General features: G+C 71.7%; 17 protein-coding genes and 1 pseudogene. 12 read left to right on the top strand and 6 right to left on the bottom strand.

Annotated elements, in window-relative coordinates:
* Positions 1-121: 121 nt before the first annotated feature.
* The 4 genes from ET495_RS08865 to ahcY all read right to left on the bottom strand — a co-directional run bounded on the left by ET495_RS08865 (position 122) and on the right by ahcY (position 3,995).
* Complete coding sequence (locus ET495_RS08865) at positions 122-781, bottom strand: response regulator (protein ID WP_129205952.1); 660 nt, start codon at positions 779-781, stop codon at positions 122-124.
* A gap of 82 nt (positions 782-863) precedes the next feature.
* On the bottom strand, positions 864-1,178 hold the full coding sequence (locus ET495_RS18635) for a sensor histidine kinase (protein ID WP_245992987.1): 315 nt from the start codon (positions 1,176-1,178) through the stop codon (positions 864-866).
* Entirely contained in the window at positions 1,124-2,176 is a 1,053-nt protein-coding gene (locus ET495_RS08870) for a sensor histidine kinase (RefSeq protein ID WP_245992988.1), read from the bottom strand. The genes ET495_RS18635 and ET495_RS08870 overlap by 55 nt, the downstream gene beginning before the upstream one ends.
* Before the next feature lie 277 nt (positions 2,177-2,453).
* Positions 2,454-3,995: an adenosylhomocysteinase gene (gene ahcY / locus ET495_RS08875; RefSeq protein WP_129204349.1), complete on the bottom strand. Its 1,542-nt coding sequence runs from the start codon at positions 3,993-3,995 to the stop codon at positions 2,454-2,456.
* 253 nt (positions 3,996-4,248) lie between these two features.
* On the opposite strand from ahcY, the gene ET495_RS08880 reads away from it, so the two are divergent.
* The 12 genes and pseudogenes from ET495_RS08880 (at position 4,249) to ET495_RS08935 (ending at position 17,677) form a co-directional block, all read left to right on the top strand.
* On the top strand, positions 4,249-4,788 hold the full coding sequence (locus ET495_RS08880; RefSeq protein ID WP_245992989.1) for a peptidase: 540 nt from the start codon (positions 4,249-4,251) through the stop codon (positions 4,786-4,788).
* A gap of 300 nt (positions 4,789-5,088) precedes the next feature.
* A complete protein-coding gene (locus ET495_RS18640; protein WP_162616417.1) occupies positions 5,089-6,051 on the top strand; it encodes a sugar transferase in 963 nt (320 codons plus the stop codon).
* Positions 6,048-6,371, top strand: a complete 324-nt coding sequence (locus ET495_RS19155) for a sugar transferase (protein ID WP_129204355.1) — start codon at positions 6,048-6,050, stop codon at positions 6,369-6,371. Before ET495_RS18640 ends, ET495_RS19155 begins: the two co-directional genes overlap by 4 nt.
* Before the next feature lie 199 nt (positions 6,372-6,570).
* Positions 6,571-7,481 (top strand): annotated as a pseudogene (locus ET495_RS19405) (glycosyltransferase).
* Between the two features lie 37 nt (positions 7,482-7,518).
* Positions 7,519-8,718 (top strand): glycosyltransferase family protein, encoded by a 1,200-nt coding sequence (locus ET495_RS08900; protein ID WP_129204357.1) that lies wholly within the window; start codon positions 7,519-7,521, stop codon positions 8,716-8,718.
* A gap of 2 nt (positions 8,719-8,720) precedes the next feature.
* Positions 8,721-9,995: a lipopolysaccharide biosynthesis protein gene (locus tag ET495_RS08905; protein WP_245993432.1), complete on the top strand. Its 1,275-nt coding sequence runs from the start codon at positions 8,721-8,723 to the stop codon at positions 9,993-9,995.
* An 8-nt stretch (positions 9,996-10,003) separates the two neighbouring features.
* Entirely contained in the window at positions 10,004-11,119 is a 1,116-nt protein-coding gene (locus ET495_RS08910; protein ID WP_162616418.1) for a glycosyltransferase family 4 protein, read from the top strand.
* Positions 11,116-12,246, top strand: a complete 1,131-nt coding sequence (locus ET495_RS08915; RefSeq protein WP_129204363.1) for a glycosyltransferase — start codon at positions 11,116-11,118, stop codon at positions 12,244-12,246. The genes ET495_RS08910 and ET495_RS08915 overlap by 4 nt, the downstream gene beginning before the upstream one ends.
* Complete coding sequence (locus ET495_RS08920) at positions 12,243-13,598, top strand: O-antigen ligase family protein (RefSeq protein ID WP_129204365.1); 1,356 nt, start codon at positions 12,243-12,245, stop codon at positions 13,596-13,598. The genes ET495_RS08915 and ET495_RS08920 overlap by 4 nt, the downstream gene beginning before the upstream one ends.
* A gap of 96 nt (positions 13,599-13,694) precedes the next feature.
* On the top strand, positions 13,695-15,074 hold the full coding sequence (locus tag ET495_RS08925) for a tyrosine-protein kinase domain-containing protein (RefSeq protein ID WP_129204367.1): 1,380 nt from the start codon (positions 13,695-13,697) through the stop codon (positions 15,072-15,074).
* A 90-nt stretch (positions 15,075-15,164) separates the two neighbouring features.
* The gene (locus ET495_RS08930) at positions 15,165-15,662 is read left to right on the top strand and encodes a CAP domain-containing protein (RefSeq protein WP_129204369.1); all 498 of its coding nucleotides are present in this window, start codon (positions 15,165-15,167) and stop codon (positions 15,660-15,662) included.
* A gap of 164 nt (positions 15,663-15,826) precedes the next feature.
* Complete coding sequence (locus tag ET495_RS08935) at positions 15,827-17,677, top strand: DUF4012 domain-containing protein (protein ID WP_129204371.1); 1,851 nt, start codon at positions 15,827-15,829, stop codon at positions 17,675-17,677.
* Positions 17,678-17,710: 33 nt separating this feature from the next.
* Here ET495_RS08935 and ET495_RS08940 read toward each other — a convergent pair whose 3' ends face one another.
* Together ET495_RS08940 and ET495_RS18645 are read right to left on the bottom strand one after the other, a co-directional pair.
* Positions 17,711-19,762, bottom strand: a complete 2,052-nt coding sequence (locus ET495_RS08940; protein ID WP_245992990.1) for an HAD-IC family P-type ATPase — start codon at positions 19,760-19,762, stop codon at positions 17,711-17,713.
* On the bottom strand, positions 19,759-20,259 hold the full coding sequence (locus ET495_RS18645; RefSeq protein WP_245992991.1) for a hypothetical protein: 501 nt from the start codon (positions 20,257-20,259) through the stop codon (positions 19,759-19,761). The genes ET495_RS08940 and ET495_RS18645 overlap by 4 nt, the downstream gene beginning before the upstream one ends.
* Position 20,260 lies beyond the last annotated feature (1 nt).

The raw sequence follows: 20,260 nt of genomic DNA on the forward strand, positions 1-20,260 counted from the left end.
CTGGTGGGGAACGAGTCCCCTCCAGCCTCCTGACCTGCGTGTTCATCCGGGAGCCGGTGGGCCTCCGCGGCCGGGGCGGCCTCCCCCGGCGCCGGGCGGGGGTTGTCCCCCCACCGGGCGGTCAGGCGCCCAGGTACCGCAGCACCGCCAGGACGCGCCGGTGGTCCGCGGCGTCGGCCTCCAGACCGAGCTTGGCGAAGATCGAGGCGACGTTCTTCTCGACCGCGCCGTACGACAGGTACAGCCGCTCGGCGATCGCGCCGTTGGAGCGGCCCTCGGCCATCAGCCCGAGCACCTCGCGCTCGCGTGGCGTCAGGCGTGCGAGCCCCGGGTCCCCCGCCGACGACGCCCCCATGAGCTGGGTGACCACCTCGGGGTCCAGCACGGTCTGGCCGTCCGCGACCCGGCCGAGCGCGTCGAGGAAGTCACGCACGTCGGCGACGCGTTCCTTGAGCAGGTAGCCGACACCTCCCGCGCCGGCGGCCAGGAGCTGGCCGGCGTACCGGGTCTCGATGTACTGGGAGAAGACGAGCACGGGCAGGCCGGGGTGCGCCGCGCGCAGCGCCGTCGCGGCACGCATGCCCTCGTCGGTGAACGTCGGCGGCATGCGGATGTCGGTGACGACGACGTCGGGCAGCGACCCGGCTGTGGCCTGCTGCTCGACCTCGCGCACGAGGGCCTCGCCGTCGCCCACCGCCGACACCTCGTGCCCGCGGCGCGCGAGCAGGGCGACGAGCCCGTCGCGCAGGATCGCCGAGTCCTCGGCGACCACGACGCGCAGCGTCGGCGCGCCGTCGTTCACGCCCGTGCCCGGTGCGCGGACGCCCTCGTCCCCTCGCCGGGCACGGCTGCCTGCGGTGGGGTCATGGGCGCGTCTGGGTCGGCAGTGTCACGTCGACCACGGTAGGGCCATCGGGCGGGCTGGTCAGGTGGAACGCGCCGTCGACCGTCGCGACGCGCTCGGTGAGCCCGGCCAGGCCGGTGCGGCGTCCGTCGGTCCCGCCGGTGACGACGACGGCGCCGCCGCACCCGTCGTCGCGCACGCGCAGGTGCAGCGTGTGCGGGTCGGGGAGGTCGACGAGCACGTAGGCCCCGCTCGCCCCGGCGTGCTTGACGATGTTCGTCAGCAGCTCGGCGACCGTGTAGTAGGCGATCGACCGCACCGCAGGGGACAGCACGCCGGGGGTCTCGACGGCCGGGTCGACGTCGACCGTGACGGGCAGCGGGGTGCGCGCGGCGAGCGTCTCGAGCGCGACGGCGAGGCCGTCGTCGAGGGCCGGCGGGTGGATGCCCGGGCGATCTCGCGCAGCTCGGTGAGCGCGTCCTTGGTGGAGGTGTGGGCGGTGTCGATCAGCCCCGCGGCGAGCGCCGGGTCGCCGCCCGGTGCCAGGTGCTCGCGTGCCTCGCCCAGCTGCATGGCGACCGCGACCAGGCGGGCCTGCGTGCCGTCGTGCAGGTCGCGTTCGATGCGGCGCAGCCTGGCCTCGGCGTCCTCGACGGCGGCGGCGCGCGAGGCGCGCAGCTGGGCGACACGGATCGAGCCCGCCGTCGGGCCGAGCAGCCCGCGCGACAGCAGGCGGAACAGGCTGGCGAAGCCGCGGTTGAGGAACGGCCAGATGACGAGGAACGCGAGCCCGCCGAGCGCGACGACGCCGATCCGCGGGGGTGTGTCGGCGAACCAGTACCAGTCACCCGCCATGATCGAGAAGCCGCGGTGCTGCGTGCCGTCCGTCATGGTCTGCAACGGCAAGAACCGCCACCACACCCCGTAGGTGAGCCCGCCCAGGCCGACCGCGAGGAACGTGGTCGAGATGACGAAGGCCGGGATCGACAGCGGGAACACCACGATCAGGAACAGCAGCGCCCGCCACCCGGTGCCGTCGAACAGCATCGCGCTCAGCGAGCGCCAGAAGCCGCGCGGCCGCACGAACGGGGGCGGGTCGGCGATCGGCTCGTCCAGCATGCCGGCGGCCAGGCCCCGGTAGGCGGCGGCCCAGCCCCGGGCGCCGAGCACCAGCCCGCCGGGGGCGAACAGTCCCGCCACCGTGACGACCAGGCCCGAGGCGGTCGCGGGCACGAGCAGGAAGTACGCCAGCCCGAACGGCGCGAGCAGCAGCGCGAGCCACAGATACCCGTACTCGCGCCAGGTGCGGCCGGACAGGGCGGTGGGGATCATCGTGTTCACCCTGCCAGCCTCCCCGATTCGCCTCCCGCGCAGCACGGGGAGCGCCGCCGCGCTGGAGGGGGGACAACCCCCGTCGCTCCGGTCACCCCGCCTCCGCTCCCGCCGCGCTCATCGTCGGCAGGCCGGGTCTCCCCCGGCCTGCCGGACCCGCGGCGGCCGCGTCAGGATGTCAGCGCGCCCCGAGGACGACGACGCGGCCCGGGCGCGCACGCAGGCGGCGGCCCCAGGCGTCGACACCCCCAGGGCCGGCCTCGAACAGCCGCGCGGGTCAGTACCGGTAGTGCTCCGGCTTGTAGGGGCCCTCGACCGGGACGCCGATGTACTCGGCCTGCTCCTTCGACAGCTCCGTGAGGCGCACGCCCAGGGCGTCCAGGTGCGTGCGGGCCACCTTCTCGTCGAGCACCTTGGGCAGGCGGTACACCTGGCGCCCGTAGGTGCGCTCCCCCTCGGGCTTGGCCGCGTCGAGGAACAGCTCGATCTGCGCGATCGTCTGGTTGGAGAACGAGTTCGACATGACGAACGACGGGTGCCCGGTCGCGTTGCCCAGGTTGAGCAGGCGCCCCTCAGACAACACGATGACCGACTTCCCGTCCGGGAACGTCCACTCGTGCACCTGAGGCTTGATCTCGGTCTTGACGATCCCCGGCACCCGCTCGAGGCCGGCCATGTCGATCTCGTTGTCGAAGTGGCCGATGTTGCCGACGACGGCCTTGTCCTTCATCGCCGCGATGTGCTCGGCGAGGACGACGTCCTTGTTGCCCGTGGTCGTGATGAAGAAGTCGGCCTCGTCCAGGACGTCCTCGATGCGGGCGACCTGGAAGCCGTCCATCGCGGCCTGCAGCGCGCAGATCGGGTCGATCTCCGAGACGATGACGCGCGCACCCTGGCCGCGGAACGCCTCCGCGGCGCCCTTGCCGACGTCGCCGTAGCCGGCGACGAACGCGACCTTGCCGCCGATGAGGATGTCGGTGGCGCGGTTGATCCCGTCGGGCAGCGAGTGCCGGATGCCGTACTTGTTGTCGAACTTCGACTTGGTCACCGAGTCGTTGACGTTGATGGCAGGGAACAGCAGCTCGCCCGCCTCGGCCAGGTGGTACAGGCGGTGCACGCCCGTCGTCGTCTCCTCCGTGACGCCCTTGATGCCGACGGCGACCTCGGTCCAGCGCAGCGGGTCCGCCTCCAGGGCGCGGCGCAGCAGGTCGCGCACGACGTTCATCTCGTGCGTGTGGTCGGGCTCGCCCGGCAGCGTGTTCGGCGGCACGACGCCGGCGCGCTCGTACTGCAGCCCGAGGTGGACCAGCATGGTCGCGTCGCCGCCGTCGTCGAGGATCATGTTGGGGCCGGTGCGCCCCTCCTCGCCGTTCGTCGACGGCCACACGAGGATCTGCTCGGTGCAGTCCCAGTACTCCTCGAGCGTCTCGCCCTTCCAGGCGAACACCGGGACGCCCTGCGGGTCCGACGGCGTGCCGTGCGGCCCGACGGCGACGGCGGCGGCCGCCTCGTCCTGCGTGGAGAAGATGTTGCACGACGCCCAACGCACCTCGGCGCCGAGCGCGACGAGCGTCTCGATGAGGACGGCGGTCTGGACCGTCATGTGCAGCGAGCCGGCGATGCGGGCGCCCGCGAGCGGCTGGGACTCGCCGAACTCGGCGCGCAGCGCCATGAGGCCGGGCATCTCGTGCTCGGCGAGGCGGATCTGGTGGCGGCCGGACTCGGCCAGCGCGAGGGAGCGGACCTTGTAGCGGCCGGGAGCCTCGTCGAAGCCAGGCGAGTCCGGGCGCGCGGGCGGAAGCGGCGCAGTCGTGGGCACGGAGAACCTCCGGGAACGGTCTGGGGGTGGTCTGCGGTGCGCTGGGGGCTCCCGTGTGCGCGTGACCTCAGCCTAACGGGCGAGACAAGTAGTCACCCCACGACACAGGTGCGCCAGACCGCGCAACTCGCACCACGGAAACGCAAATGACGGCAACACTGCGGGGCATCCGCGTATCGCCTCGGCAATGCGCACTCGTCGAGCCCTATGTACACCGAGTTCAGGAGTTGAATCCATGCCCCACCTCCGCAGGTTGAGCACCCTCGTTCTGGCCGGAGCGCTCGCCACGGTGCCCGTCGCGAGCGCCGTCGCCGACACCTACCCCGCGACCGAGTACAACGCCACCGTCTCCGACTCGGCTCCCTCCGTCGGCACGCCATTCACCGTGACCGCCACCGGCCCCGTCGGCAACCACGAGCTGACGCTGACCATCACGAGCTCGACACTGACCGACTCGCAGATCCAGATCGCCGGGACCAAGTCGCTGACCAAGCCGGCCGTCAACGGCGTCGCCACGTTCCAGGTCACCCTGGCGGCCGAGGGCACGTGCGACCTTGCCGTCTACGACGCCGCCGGCAAGGAGATCAGCCGCCAGACGATCACCACGGACGGTGCCGCTGCGGCCGCCAAGGGCGCCGCGGCCGGCACGAACGCGTCCGCGGCTGGTGACGCCCTGCCCAGGACGGGTGCGCCGAGCCTTGAGCTCGCCGGACTGGCCGGAGCGCTCGCGCTGGCCGGCGCCGGCGCCGTCGGCCTCGCGTCCGCCCGGCGTCGCCGCTTCGCGCGCGCCTGACGACCGACCACCGATGCCTGGGCCCTGGCGGTCGTCGACCGCCAGGGCCCAGGCATCGCGCTGTGCCGCCTAAGTCGACGGGGGATCACATATGGGGGCAATGACCGACGCCGAGGCGAACAGGGCTGCATCGCTGCTGCCGCACGGGGTACGGGGTGGGCGGGCGCAGGGCGTCGCCCGTCCCGCATGGGAGCGGTCGATCAGTCGGCGCGCCATGGCGGCCGACGCCCTGGCGATCGCCGTCGCCGTCACGATGGCCTACCTGGTGCGCTTCGACCTGCTCGCCCGGGCGACTACCTCATGTCGGGTACGAGCGCCGACTACGTCGTCGTCTCGGTGTGCCTCGGCGTGCTCTGGTTCGTCGCGCTCAGCATCGCCGACACGCGCGACCCGCGCCTCATGGGCACCGGCATGGACGAGTACGCCCTCGTCGTGAACGTGACCCTCGGCTTCTTCGGTCTGATCGCGGTCGTCTCCTACCTGACCAAGTTCGAGCTCGCCCGCGGATACGTCGCGCTGGCGCTGCCTGCCGGCTGCGCGCTGCTGGTGGTGTGGCGATGGGCCGTGCGGCAGACGCTCGTCACCGAGCGCACCCAGGGCCGAGCCCGCACCCGCGCACTGGTCGTCGGAGGGCACGGCACGGTCACCCACATCGTCAACGAGCTCACACGCAACGCGTGGGCTCCCTACCACGTGGTGGGGGCCTGCGTGCCGGACGGCGACGAGGACGCGCTCGCGGGGCGCGTACCCATCGTGGGCACCATCGCCGACGCCGCCCGCGCGGCGCGCGAGGCCAACGTCGAAGCCGTCCTCGTCACCGGCTCCGACGAGATCACCCCCGCGATCCTCAAACGGCTCGCGTGGGACCTCGAACCCACCGGGACCGACCTGCTGCTCGCCTCGGCACTCACCGACGTCGCCGGCTCGCGTGTGCACCGGCGCCCGGCACCCGGGCTCTCCTTGCAGTACGTCGAGGCGCCGCGCTTCGCCGGTGCCGAGCTCGCGCTCAAGCGCACCTTCGACATCGTTGTCGGGATGCTCCTCGTCGTGGTGACCTCGGTGCCGCTGGTCGTGACCGCCGTCGCGGTCAAGGCGACCAGCAAAGGGCCTGTGCTGTTCCGGCAGCAGCGTGTGGGCCAGGACGGCCGGCCCTTCACGATGCTGAAGTTCCGCTCCATGGCCGCCGACGCCGAGGCGCGGCTCGCCGAGGTGCTCGGCGGCGAGGTCGGGGTGTTCTACAAGCCCAAGCACGACCCCGGGTGACGGCCGTGGGGCGGGTCATCCGCAAGTACTCGCTCGACGAGCTGCCGCAGCTCTTCAACGTCGTGGGCGGGTCGATGTCCCTGGTCGGTCCCCGCCCGCAGGTGCCCCTGGAGGTCGCGCAGTACGACGCCGAGATCGGCCGCCGGCTGCTCGTGAAGCCGGGCATGACCGGCCTGTGGCAGGTGAGCGGACGCAACGACCTCACGCTCGAGGAGAGCGTGCGGCTGGACCTGTACTACGTGGAGAACTGGTCGATGGCGACCGACCTGATCATCCTCGCCAAGACGTTCCGAGCGGTGGTGGGGCATGGCGCCTACTAAAGGTCTTCTGGTGCACGAGTGGATCGAGAAGACGGGCGGATCGGAGAACGTCCTGGATCAGTTCGCCGCAGTCTTCCCCGAAGCACCGCTGCTCTGTCTCTGGGACAACTCAGGTGGGCGTTTCGCCGCCACGCGCGTGATCGAGTCGCCCCTCGCCCGAACGCTCCTGCGCGGGCGCAAGGCACTGTCGCTGCCTGCCATGCCAGCCGTCTGGCACGGCGGCTGGGTCACGCCCGGCGACGTCGACTGGGTGCTCGTGAGCTCGCACTCCTTCGCCCACCACGTGTGCGGCAACCCGCGGATCCGCGCTGCCCGAACGCTGGCATACGTCCACACGCCCGCGAGATACCTCTGGGCTACCGAGCATGATCCCCGCGGAAGCCGCTGGGTCGTGCGGCCCGTCGCGCCCACGCTGCGCCGCCTGGACAGACATCGGGCCGCCCACGTCAGCGAGGTGGCGGTCAACAGCGCCTTCGTCCAGGAGCGCGTGCGTCATGCCTGGGAGCGCGACGCGCAGGTGATCTATCCCCCGGTCGCCGTGGAGGCCATCGCCGCCGTCCCGGACTGGCGAACCGAGCTCACGGAGGACGAGCTCGCGACCCTCGACTCGCTCCCGGATCAGTTTCTCCTCGGCGCTTCGCGTCTGGTGGAGTACAAGAGGCTCGACGCTGTCATCACGGCCGGCGAAGCGACGGGCCTGCCTGTCGTCATCGCAGGCGCTGGGCCCCAGGCGAAGGCCCTCCGTCATCAGGCGGAGCACACGCCCGTCGAGGTTCGGCTTCTCGGCCACGTCAGCGACGCGATGCTCCGCGCGCTGATGCAGGCCGCACTGGTGTACGTGTTCCCCCGGTCGAGGACTTCGGCATCATGCCGGTCGAGGCGATGGCCCTCGGGACCCCGGTCGTGGTCAACCGCGTCGGTGGCGCACGAGAAAGCGTCGAGCGGTTGGGGCTGGGTGCCGTCACGGCGTCGCTCGGCAGGCATGACCTCAGAGCCGCCGTCGAGCAGGCCGCCGAGCGTGAGGTCCCGGACGTGCGCGACGCCGCCGTCGCCACCTTCGGAGAGTCCCGCTTCCGTCACCAGATCCGAGAATGGGTGAACCGTGGCTAGCGCACACGAGACGAGCGGGCGCCGCCCCTGCCCGGTCGTGATTCTTTCGACCGCCGACTTCGACAGCCCGGTGTGGACCAACAAGCAGCACCTGGCTCGCGGGCTCGCAGCCTCGCGGGACGTGTACTACATCGAGTCGCTGGGACTGCGGGCTCCGCGCCTGCGCGCCGCCGACATCCGCCGGGCGCTCGACCGCCTTCGCGGACGCCGGTCGTCGGCTCTGCGGCACCACAGGCCTAAAGGACTCGTGGTGCTCTCTCCGCTCGTCATCCCCTTCCATGGACTGAGAGCCGTCCGAACGATCAACCGCCTCCTCCTGCGGATGTTCGTGACCTCCCGCCTCCCGAAGGGCGCGGTGTTCTGGACGTTCTCACCGGTCGACTATGAAATGGGTGACGAGTTCTCAGGACTCGTCTACCACTCGGTCGACCTCGTCCACGAGACTCCCGGCACGCCACGCGACACCCTTCTCGCGTCGGAGCGTTCTCTGATCGAGCGGGCCGACGCAGTCGTCGCCAGCTCCAAGGTGGTGGCCGAGCACCTGGCTCACCTCGGGGCCGCCGACGTGCACCTGTGGGAGAACGTCGCGCAGACGGAACTGTTCTCCGCCGTTCACCGGGAGCGCGAGGATCGCGCGGTCTTCGCCGGCAACCTGACTCCCGTCAAGGTGGACTTCGATCTGCTGCTCGGCGTACTCGACTCGGGCGTGAAGCTCGACCTGGCCGGCCCCATCTCCATCGACGGGCAGGGCCTCGGCGCGGCCGGCGAGAAGGTTCTGGCCCACCCGAACGCCCGCTATCGGGGCCTGCTCTCGCTCGACGAGCTCGCGGACCTCTTCGCGCGGGCCAGGGTCGGGCTGATCCCCTACGAGCTCAACAGGTACACGGACGGCGTCTTCCCCATGAAGGTCTACGAGTACCTCTCTGCCGGGCTGCGCGTGGTCGCCACGCCCCTGCCGAGCCTCGCCGGTCTCGAAGCCAAGGGCCTTGAGACCGCGCCCCGAGAACAGTTCGGCGACCGCGTCCTCGACGCGATGAACGACCGAGACGTACGCAATGCAGAGCTGCGTTCGCAGGCAGCACAGGCCCGGTCGTGGACGCACCGGACAGCCCAGGCCGACGAGCTCGTCGAGGCACTGGCCGCTCGAGCGGCCAGAAGGCCCGTCCCAGGAGAGGCGGGGGCCTCCCGTCGCCTCTCCCGTCACGGGCGCGCGCTCGGCAAGACCGGTGAGTCGTGAGGATGGCGACCGAACGACGTACGGCACCCACGTGGGTGCAGTTCCGCGGCATCATCGCCTACAGCCTCGGGCCCGTTCTTGGACTGGCGAGCGGGCCGATCCTCGCTCGGGTCATGGGGCCCGAGGGACGCGGGGAGTTCGCCACGATCATGCAGCCGCTGACGGTCGCGGGCGCCCTCGCCGGGCTGGGGGTCCCGGCCGCGACGACGTACTTCATCGCGAGCCGCAGGAACTCGCCCACCGCCGCATATCGGCGCGGGCTGTGCGTCGTCAGCGTGCCGAGCCTGGCCGTGTTCGCCTTCATGGTCTGGTACTCCGGCGTCGTCTCCGAGACGCAACCGATCGCCCGCTACATCCTGGTGCTCGCCTGGACACAGGTGGTCGCGCAGGCGGTCGTCTCCGTCCGCCGGGGCTACTGGCAAGGTCTCGCAGGCTGGGCGGTCCTCGACCGCGAACGGTCGGTCTTCGCGGTGCTGCGCTTCGCAGCCATCGCCGTCCTGGCACTGATCGGGGTCAGTGCCGCAAGCCTCTTCGCCGCGGGAGCGCTGGCGGCGTTCGTGGTGGCTGCGGCGCTCCTCTGGTCTCCCGTCCCGAACGTGCCGGCGCGGGCACCCGCGCGCGGGGCCGGACCCACCAGTGAGAGCGATGGCTTGCGACCGTTCTTGCTCTACTCGCTTGCGACGTCTGCAGGGACGATCTGTATCGCTGCGAACAGCAGGCTGGACCAGATGCTCATGCCTGGTCAGGTCTCGAGCCGCGAGATCGGCCTGTATGCGGTCGCCGTCACGGTGGCCGAGGTCCCTCTCATCCTCGCCACGCTCGCCGGTCGCGACGCTCTGCAGATGTCCGGTGCAGGGGCCTCGGCACGTGACATCGCCCGTCACTCCGCCCTTCACCTTGGCCTGATGGCAGGGCTCGCACTGCTCCTCGGGACGTGCGGCGCCTGGTACGTCCCGATCGTCTTCGGGCGCGGTTTCGAAGCCGCCGTGCCCGTCGTGACGGTTCTGAGCATCGCATCGGTCCTCAACGGTGTCGCAGTCGTCATCGGGGCGGTCATCAACGGACGTGGGCGTCCCACCCTCGGGTCCGCCATCCCGATTGCGGGGCTGCTCGTCACCCTGGTCGGTTTCGCCTCGATGTGGGGCCACGTCGACGCCTGGGTCAGCGGGCTGATCGGACTGGCGAGCCAGGGTGTCAGCGCGGCCGTCGCGCTGGTCGTCCTCGCGACTCCGCGACGAACACGCGTACGACAGAAAGACAAAGGGGTCCCAGCATGAGGATCGCGGTGATCGCACGTTCGCTTCCTGCGCACGGCGGCGGCGGGATGGAGCGGGTCACGGAAGACCTGGTCACGCGGTGGGCTCGCACCGGCCACAGCGTGACCGTCGTGACCACTCCCTTCTCGGTGAAACCTGGGGACGGCTCCTCGGACCCGTATCCCGGCCTTCTGGACGTGGTGACCCTCCCTGGCCGGCCCGGGCGCTACAGCTCACGCTGGGGCAAGGCGCTGGCGAGGCTCAGCTTCGACGAGTTCGACGTCGTCTTCTCGGTCAGTTCTGCCGCGCGCACTCTCCTCGGAGCGAAGACCACCAGACCGGTCGTCCTTCAGGCGCACGGGACGTCGCTCGACGAGATCCGCGCCAAGATCGCCAACCGATCCGTCCGCAGTCTGGTACGCCTGCCGAAGAACCTGTTCTGGCTGGGCCGCGACCTTCACGACTACGCCCGTTACGACGCCGTCGTCGGGGTCGGCCCTGCCGTGACGCAGACGCTCACGCGAACCCTGCCCCGCCGGTTCCGGCCCCGCACCTACATCGAACTGGGCAACGGGGTGCCGAAGTCGGCCGAGGACTCCGAAGGTGCGATCCGCGCGGGGGCCGTGTTCGTGGGGCGACTGCACCGCGAGAAGGGCGTGGACCTTGCCGTGCGCGCCGCGGTCTCGGCGGGCGTCCCCCTGCTGATCTGCGGCGACGGACCAGAACGTCACAGACTGGAGAGGCTGCGAGACCGTCTGGGAAGCACCAGCCCCGTCGAGTTTGCCGGGCATCTGGCGCCGCCAGAGGTGCGCCGAGCGGTCCGCCGGGCGGCCGTCATGCTCGTGCCTTCGCGCCGCCGCGAGGTGGGTCTGAACCTGGCCGTGCTCGAAGCGCTGACCGAAGGCACCCCGGTCGTCATCAGCCGGGCCCTCGCCGAGAGCTTCGGCGGCGACCTTCCGACAGGCGTCACCATGGCGGATGGCGTCGCCGACCTCACCGCGGCACTGCGCAGGACTGTCGACGGCACGGTCGACAACGCGCTCATCGCCGCCGGCGCGGTCGGGTTCGACGTCGATCGAGTGGCAGAGCGCTACATCGATGCCTTCCGCGAGGTCGTCGCTCACGCCCAGGAGGGCCAGGCGTGAGCACCCTGAAGGTCGCCTTCTTCCGACACACCGTCTTCCTTCCGTCCGAGCCGTTCATCCCGCTGCAGATGCGGACCGTCTCGGACGACACCGTGCTGATCGCGCGAGACCCCGTGCAACGACCGGTCGACGACATCCCTGTCATCACGCTGAGCGATCAGGGGCGAACCGCGCGGGCGGCCCACATGCTGGGCCGGTCCCGACCGCTGCGGTCCGCTCTCCGCGTGGCTGATGCGGATGTGCTCCATGCGCAGTTCGGAGTAGAGGGCCTGTACTCGATCGCCGCGGCCCGACGGGAGGGGATCGCGCACTTCACGACGTTCCACGGATACGACGCCGCACTGGACCGCAACGCCCTCCTGCGAGCCAGGAAGGTGGCTTGGGTCCGGTACGCCGCCCAGAGACGCGCTCTGCTGCGGTCGGAGTCGCACCTGCTGGCGGTGTCCGAATACGTGGCCCGGAACCTGGTGCGTCACGGTGCACGGCCGGATCGCGTCCGAGTTCACTTCCTGGGCACGGACGTCGACGCGGTCACGCAGTCGCCGGTTCCCGAAGCCCCGACCATCGTGCACGTGGCCCGCCTGGCCGAGGTCAAGGGCGGCGTCTACCTGTTGCGGGCCATGCGTCACGTGCTGCGCGCAGTACCCGATGCCACGCTGCGGCTCGTCGGAAGCGGACCCCTGGAGCACGACCTGCGGACGTTGGCGGACGAGCTGGGGATCAGCTCGTCCGTCACCTTCGAGGGTGCGCTCCCCCACGACGAGGCCATCGACAGCATCCGGTCGGCTCGTGTCGCCGTGTTGCCAAGCATCACCAGCGGAGCCGGACAGGCCGAGGCCGCGTCGCAGGTGCTGCAGGAGGCCGCCGCCCTCGGACGTCCCGTCGTGGCCACTCGGAGCGGCGGCATCCCCGAGGTGGTGGTCGACGGCGTGACGGGCCTGCTCGTGCCCGAGCGCGATGTCGGCGCCCTCGCGGAGAGGATCACCCACCTGCTTCAGTCCCCGGTCGACGCTCAGAAGCTGGGCAGCGCAGGACGACGGTACGCGGAGCAGCACTTCAACGCCCGGGTCCAGGGTGCCCTCCTTGCGGGGCTCTATCGCCGCGCCCTGGACGGGAGAGCACTGTGAGGCCCGTCCTGCTCGCAGTCGCGGGACTGGCGTACCTCGTCGTGCTGTGGTCGCTCCACCCACGGCTCCAAGCGTGGTGGCTTGCCTTCCTCATGGTGCCGCAGGTCTATCTCCCTGGCCTGCCCCTGACCCTGGCCGAGGCCACCGCGGCCGCCGTCGTGGTTCAGGCGCTCGGCCGCCAGCGACGCGCGATGAGCAACCGACCCGTCGTCGCCGGTGCCGTCGTCTGTGCGCTCGCCTCGTTGATCGCCGCGGCATACTCGCCGGACCGCAACGCCGCCCTGTCGACGGCCTTCCGGTTCGCTCTCTTCGCCGGCCTGATCCACGCGAGCGCCTCACTGTTTCCGGAACGGTCCGATCGCCTCAGGGCGATGTGGGCGTTGGCACCCTGGATCGCCCTGGAGGCGGCGCTCGCCATCTACTTCCGCGCCCGGCCCGAACAAGAGCTCGTCTTCATGCGGACCCGCGTCGCCGACACCATCGTCGGCCCCTGGGCAGCCGGGCTCTTCGATGGTCAGGTGAACAACGTCCTCGACCCGCTCAAGTCCGGAGGGCTCTTCGTCAACGGAAACGTCGCCTCCATGTTTCTCGGCGCTTCGATGTTCTTCTGCCTGCTCCTGTTCCGGCTGTCACGGCGGCGTGCCGCCCTCTTCCTTGCGTGCCTGTCAGGCGTCGCGGCGATCGCGACCGGATCGAAGACCGGCGCGGTTCTCACCGTCGTGCTGCTCGTCGTGGCCGCATTGCTTCAGTGGGCGAGAACGTGGTCGCGGCTGGCGTTCGTGCTGGCACTGCTGCCGCTGCTCCTGCTGATCGCCGTGCAAGGGGCGAACAGGCTCGAGCGTGCGATCCCGGTGTTCGGCAAGGAAAGCCTCGACTCGCTCGACTCACGGCTACCGCTGTGGCGCCTCGTCGAGCAGGTGTTCTTCGCCCATCCCACGCTCGGGCTCGGCTATGGCGGTTGGCAGGAGGCCGCTCAGACCACCCTTCCACCCCACAACCTCCTGATCGCCGCATGGGCGAACGGGGGTCTTCTCCTGCTCGGAGGGGTGCTGCTGACCATCGGTGCCGTGCTCCGGAAGTGCCTGCAGGCACTGGGTGACGCGCGCGTCCCCCGGCTGGCCGGAACCGCGGCCACCTGCATCTTCACATGGGTGTTCCTGCACGGGATGGCCGACAACACCGCGATCTACGGCGAGTCCAAGACGATGATCTTGCTGGTGCTCGCACTCTCGTGGGTCACACCTGCCCGCGAGACCAGCGAGGAAGGGCCGGCGGCGAACGAGCCCCGGTCCGTGGTCACGGACGCGGGTCGACGCTCCCTCGTGCCGTCGCTGGAGGGCGCGTGCGTGTGACAAGACCGCTTCGCGCCCAGCCCTCTCACTGCAACAACGACGCGCCCGCGTCTCAGATCGAACCGGCAGACGCCGAGAACGAGGGAAACAGTCTCGATGGAACTCAGTGACATTCTCGCCCTGCTGCGGAAGCGATGGATCACCGTCGCCGTCGTCGGGATGCTCGGGATCACCGTCGGTCTCGCACTCTCGTTGTTGACGACACCGAGGTACTCGGCCACCTCGCAGGTCTTCGTGTCCGTACGGGGCTCGGACAGCACAACGGACCTGCTGCAGGGATCGAACTTCACGGTGCGCCAGGTGAAGTCGTACACGGAACTCATCTCATCGCCCCGGGTGCTCCAGCCAGTGATCGACGACCTCGGGCTCTCCATGAACGCCTCCGCTCTCGCCGAACAGGTCCACGCCGACTCACCGACCGACACCGTCCTCATCAATGTGAAGGTCAGCGACGCATCACCGGAGAAGGCCGCCGCGATCTCGAACGCCGTCGCCGGCTCGCTCGCCACGGTGGTGAGCGAGCTCGAGACACCGCCTGGCGGCGGCAACTCTCCCGTCCAGCTCTCGACGGTCCGGCAGGCATCCGTTCCGATCTCGCCGACGTCCCCGAACCTGAAGCTGGACATCGTCGTCGGACTTCTCGCCGGGGTGGGCGTCGGCGTGGCGCTGGCCATCCTTCGGGATCTTCTGGACACGCGCGTACGCAGCCGCTCCGACGTCGAGAACATCGCGTCCGACTTCCCGTTGCTCGGCGTCATCGGACTTGAGCCGGGCATCGCGAACCGCCCCCTCGTCATCCAGGACTCGCCCCACTCGCTGCGCGCCGAGGCGCTACGGCGCCTGCGGACCAACCTGCAGTTCCTCAGCACCGGGAGTCACGACCACACCTTCGTGATCACGTCCTCGCTGCCTTCCGAGGGCAAGTCGACGACGTCGATCAATCTCGCGATCACCCAGGCCGAGGCTGGTGCGCGGGTCGTGCTGGTCGACGCCGACCTCAGGCGCCCGTCGGTCGCGAGCTACCTCGGCATCGAGGGATCCGTCGGGCTGACGACGGTGCTGATCGGCCGCGCAGGGATCGACGACGTCGTGCAGCCGTGGGGCAACGGGAACCTCGACGTCATCACGGCTGGCCAGATCCCGCCGAACCCGTCCGAGCTGCTCGGCTCGCAGGCGATGTCGGACTTCCTCGCCGACCTGAGGCGGCGGTACGACGTCGTGATCGTCGACACCGCCCCCCTGCTGCCCGTCACCGACGGCGCGATCCTCGCCCGTCTCGCCGGAGGGGCGATCATCGTCGTCGGCGCCGACACCGTGCACCGGCAGCAGCTTGAGGCCGCGCTCACCACGCTCGGGACGGTCGGCGCGCCCGTGCTGGGCCTCGTGCTCAACCGTGCGCGGGCGCGCGCGACGGGCAGCGAGTACGGGTACTACGAGTACACCTCGTCGGGGGGCACGACCGTTCCGGCCAGGTGAAGCACAAGAGGCGGCGCAAGAAGAACCAGCGGCGTGGTGCCGGCACGCCGCCGGAGATGGCGGGCGCACGCGGTCACGGGCGTTCCTGACATGCCCGGACCGCGAGCGTTCTGGGCCGGCGCCCTCGTGCCGACGGCGGCGCTGGTCGCGCTGTGCGGCGCGTGCGCCCCTGCACCCGCGCCGGCCACGGCGCCGCCGACGCCGGCCGATCCCGTCGCCTACGCCTCCGCGCTGGTGCAGGCCACCAACGAGGCGCGGGCCGCTGAGCGCCTGCCCGCGCTGCGCACCTCCTCGTGCGCCACCGACCAGGCACGCCAGCGCCTGGGGCCTCTGCTGGGCGGGCGCAAGCTCACCCATGCCTCGCTCGTGCCCGTCACCCACGCGTGCGCTCCCCCGTCGGGCATGTCCGCCGAGAACCTCAGCCGTGCCGCGGCCTCCCCCGGCGCGGTCGTCGACGCCTGGCTCGCATCCCCCGGTCACCGTGCGAACCTCCTCGACCCCGACCTCACCGAGGTGGGTGTCGCGTGCACCGCCGACGGGGACCGCGCCGATGCACCGATGCTGTGCTCCCAGGTCTTCCTCGGCTGAGCCGTGCCCCGTGGCGGCGTCCCGGTGCCTCGGTGCCCTCACGCGACGTCGGCGGCGCGGTTTTCGCTCTTGGTCGAACGGCGACATCCGCGGCCCCTCGCGTCTGGGGCCGTCCACTATTGCCACGTGCCGTGAGCGCGGCGCGGGTCTGACGAGGGAGAACGATGGCTCACGACGGCTGGGGAGACGGGTGGTCGGACGTTGCCGTCGGCCGGGCACCGAGACGCCCGCTCGCCGAGACGGCCGAGTTCCGTCGGACGCGGCGTCGTCGGCGCCTGTGGGTCGTCTCCGGGATCGTTGCCGTCGTCATCGGCGTGGCGGCCTATGGCGCGTGGCTCGCGTCCGACGTGCTCCGCGCACGCGACGCCCTGGACCAGGTCGCGGCCGCCGTGCCCGGCCTCGAGCGGCAGCTGCGCGAGGACCCGCAGGCCGCCGAGGCCGCACTGGCCGACGTCCAGCGCTCCGCTCACACGGCCAGCGCCGCCACGCACGGCCCGCAGTGGACGCTGGCCTCCGCCCTGCCCTGGGTGGGTGACGACGCACGGGCCCTGGGCACGTTGTCGACGAGCGTGGACCACCTCGTCACCGACGTGCTGCCGCGCCTCTCGGCTGCGGCCGAGGCGGTACGCCCCGACGCCGTGACCCCCCGCGACGGCCGCCTCGACCTCGCGCCGCTGATCGCGGTGAGGGACGACGTCGTGTCCGCCGACACGACGGTCAAGGGCGAGCTCGACGCGGTGAGCAGCCTCGATCGCGACGGGCTGATGGGACCGCTCGCGCAGGCCACCGCCCAGGTGGAGGACCAGCTGCGCTCGGTGCATTCGGTGACGGCGACGGCGGCACGCGCCGCGGTGCTGCTGCCGGCGATGCTCGGGGCCGACGGTCCGCGCGACTGGCTGGTGATCGCGCAGAACAACGCCGAACCTCGCGCCACGGGCGGCATCCCCGGCGCGATCCTGCACGTGCGGGCGGACGACGGACGCCTGACGGTCGTCGAGCACGTGGCGGCCGGGAGCCTCGGACCGTTCGACCAGCCCGTCCTGGCGCTCGACGACAGCGAGGAGGCGCTGTTCGGCACCCAGCTCGGCCGGTGGAGCCAGGACGTGACGCTGACGCCCGACTTCCCGCGAGCTGCGACGCTGCTTCAGGCCATGTGGACGAGCGCGGGGCATCCGGACGTCTCGGGCGTGCTCTCCGTCGACCCGGTCCTGCTCCAGTCGCTGCTCGCAGCGTCCGCACCGGTCTCGTTCACCGACCCGGACGGGGAGTCGGTCACGCTGGACGGCACGAACACCGCGCAGTACCTCATGGCGGACGTGTATGCGGCCTTCCCCGATCCCGCCGAGCAGGACGCCGTGTTCGGCCTGGCCAGCGAGGCCGTTCTCACGCAGTTCCAGACGGGGACCAGCGACGGCGGAGCGCTGATCGACGCGCTGGCCGAGGGCGCCCGCCAGGGTCGCCTGACGGTCTGGTCGGCCGATCCCCAGGAGCAGAAGCTCGTGCACGGCACGGTCCTGTCCGGCGAGCTGCGTGGCGTGGTCCCCGTCGGCGAGACCAACGCGCCTCTCGTCGGCGTCTACCTCAACATGACGACGGCGGGCAAGACGGGCTACTACCTGAGCACCGAGGCCGAGGTGACGGACGCCGCACCTCTCGACAACGCCGCGCAGGCCCTCACCGTGCGGGTCCGGCTGACCAACCGCCTCTCGCCCGCACAGGCCGCTCACCTGCCTGCCTACGTGCTCGGCGACGGGCCGTCCGACGGGACCGTCCGAGTCAACGTGCTCGTGTACGCGCCGGCGAGCGGCGCCGTGGACTCCGTCACGCTCGTCGCGGACGGCAGCACCGGCGTCTTCGCCCAGGAGCAGGACGGGCTCGACGTCGGCGCCCGTACGGTCACCATCGCGCCGGGGCAGACGCAGGAGCTGGAGGTTCGCCTGCGCACGGGGCCGGGCCAGCCGCTCACCCCGCACCTGCGTGTCACGCCGGGCGTGCTCCAGGGCACGGCCCCGTAGGTCGCGGGGCGTCCGTCGCAGGCCTCTCGCCCCTCACGACGGCCCAGGCTTGGGGCCCGGCGGCCGCCCGCGCGGCGGCGCGCCGCTCCCCGCCGCGCGGGCGGCGGCGCGGGCGGCGGCACGGGCAGTGACCCGGTGCACCACCTCCACGAGTGCCGCCCCGGCCGCCCCGACGACGACGGCGACGGCGAGGCGGGCCGGCGTCACGGCCAGCAGGAACAGGTGCCGGGCGACCGGAGGGACGAGCACGGCCGCGGCGCCGGCGGCGGCCAGGCCCAGCACGAGCAGCGCCTTCCACCGGTTGAACGGTCGCGCGAGCACACCCACCGTCCACAACCCGATCAGCAGCACGACGATCGTCGACACGGTGCGCGCGTGCACGGGAGTCGTCCCCGGCTCGACCACCTGGGCCACCCGGAACCCCGTGTAGGCCGCCGCAGCGACGAGCACGCCGACGGGTACCGCGAAACGCAGCACGCGGCGCAGGAACCCTGGCACGTACCGCCGGTCGTTCGGCGCGAGCGCCAGGAAGAAGCCGGGCACCCCGATCGTCAGCGCCGAGATCAGCGTGAGCTGGATCGGCTCGAGCGGGAACGTGCTGCCGGTGACGGCCACGCTGAGCGCGAGGACCAGCGAGTACACGTTCTTGGTCAGGAAGAGGTTGGCGGCCCGCTCGATGTTGGCGATGACGCGCCGCCCCTCGGCCACGACCTGCGGCAGGTGGGCGAAGCGGCCGTCCAGGAGGACGAGCTGCGCGACGGCCTTGGTCGCGGCCGAGCCCGACCCCATCGCGACGCCGATGTCGGCGTCCTTGAGGGCGAGGGCGTCGTTGACCCCGTCTCCCGTCATCGCCACGACGTGGCCGCGGCTCTGGAGCGCCCCGACCATCGCGCGCTTCTGCTGCGGTGTCACGCGACCGAAGACGGAGTGCCGTTCGAGCACGTCGGCGAGGGCGTCGACGTCGTCCGGGAGGGTCGTGGCGTCGACGGCGTCGTCGGGCCCGGACACCCCGGGCACCCCGACGCGCGCGGCGACCGCCCCCACGGTCCGCGGGTTGTCGCCCGAGATGACCTTGAGGGCGACCCCCTGGCGGGTGAAGTACGCGAGGGTCTGCGCGGCGTCGGGCCGCAGACGCTCGGCGAGCACGACCAGCGCCACCGGGTCCAGGCCCCCGGGCAGCGTCGCCCCGGCCGAGGCGTCCACCGCGAGCGCCGAGGCCGTCCGCGCCAGGACGAGGACCCGGCTGCCCCCCGACGCGATCTCGTGGGCGCGCGCGAGCATCGTGTGCGCGCGCTCGCCCTCCGGCGCGACGAGCACCCGCTCGGGCGCTCCGAGCACCCACGTCGCGTCGGCGACCGACACGGCGGCCCACTTGCGCACCGAGGAGAACGGGATCGTCGCCACGACCTCCCACGGGCTCGGGTCGAACGCGTCGGCGACGGCCGCGCCGGTCGCGTTCGGCTCGTCCCGGAACAGTCCGAGCGCCGCCCCGACCACGCCCGCCCCGACCACGTCCGCCCCGACCACGTCCGCCCCATCGGGTCCGACGGCCTCGACCCTGTCGAACACGATGTCACCGTGGGTGAGCGTCCCGGTCTTGTCCAGGCACACGACGTCGACCCGTGCGAGCCCTTCCACGGCCGGCAGCTCCTGGACGAGCGTGCTGCGCCGCGCGAGCGTGATCACGCCGAGCACGAAGGCCAGCGACGTCAGCAGCACGAGCCCCTCCGGCACCATGCCGACGAGCGCGGCGACCACCGCGGTGAGCGCGTCACGCCACCCGTGGTTGGCAGCGCTGCGCATCTGGCTCCACACGAGGACGGGCGCCACGGCCACCATGAGCAGCGAGATCCAGCGCAGCAACCGGTTGGTGCCGGCCTGCAGCTCGGAGCGGGTCAGCGAGAACCGGCGCGCCTCGGCGGCGATCCGCGCCGCGTACGAGTCGGCGCCGACGCGCGTCACCTGGACCCGGCCCTGCCCGGCGACGACGATCGAGCCCGACCGCACGTCGTCGCCGGGTGGCTTCGGCACCGGGTCGGACTCCCCGGTCAGGAGCGACTCGTCGATCTCCAGGCCCGCGCTCACGCGCACCACGCCGTCCGCGGGACCTGGTCGCCCGCCCGCAGCTCCAGCAGGTCGTCGAGCACCACCGCCTCGACGGGTCCGGCCGCGACGACGCCGTCGCGCACGGTGCGCGCCGTGGGCGTGGTGAGCATCGCGAGCCGGTCGAGCGTGCGCTTGGCGCGGATCTCCTGGACGATCCCGACCACCGAGTTCGCCACGACGACGCCGACGAACAGGCCGTTCTGCCAGCGCCCGGTCGCCAGGACGACGCCGAAGAGCCCGACGAGCAGCGCGTTGAACGGCGTCAGGACGTTGGCTCGGACGATCTGCCCGAACGTGCGGCTCGGCAGCTGGGCCGTGTCGTTGGCCCGGCCGTCGGCGACGCGCTGGGCGACCTGCGCGGCCGTCAGCCCCCGGGCGGGGTCAGGCTCCCGGCTGGCAACGCGTCGGCTCGATCCACGACCCGAACCTACCGACCTGCACGCGCCGCGCACCCGACGACGTCGGGATTCGGCCACA

Source organism: Xylanimonas allomyrinae, from assembly GCF_004135345.1.
Lineage (GTDB): Bacteria > Actinomycetota > Actinomycetes > Actinomycetales > Cellulomonadaceae > Xylanimonas > Xylanimonas allomyrinae.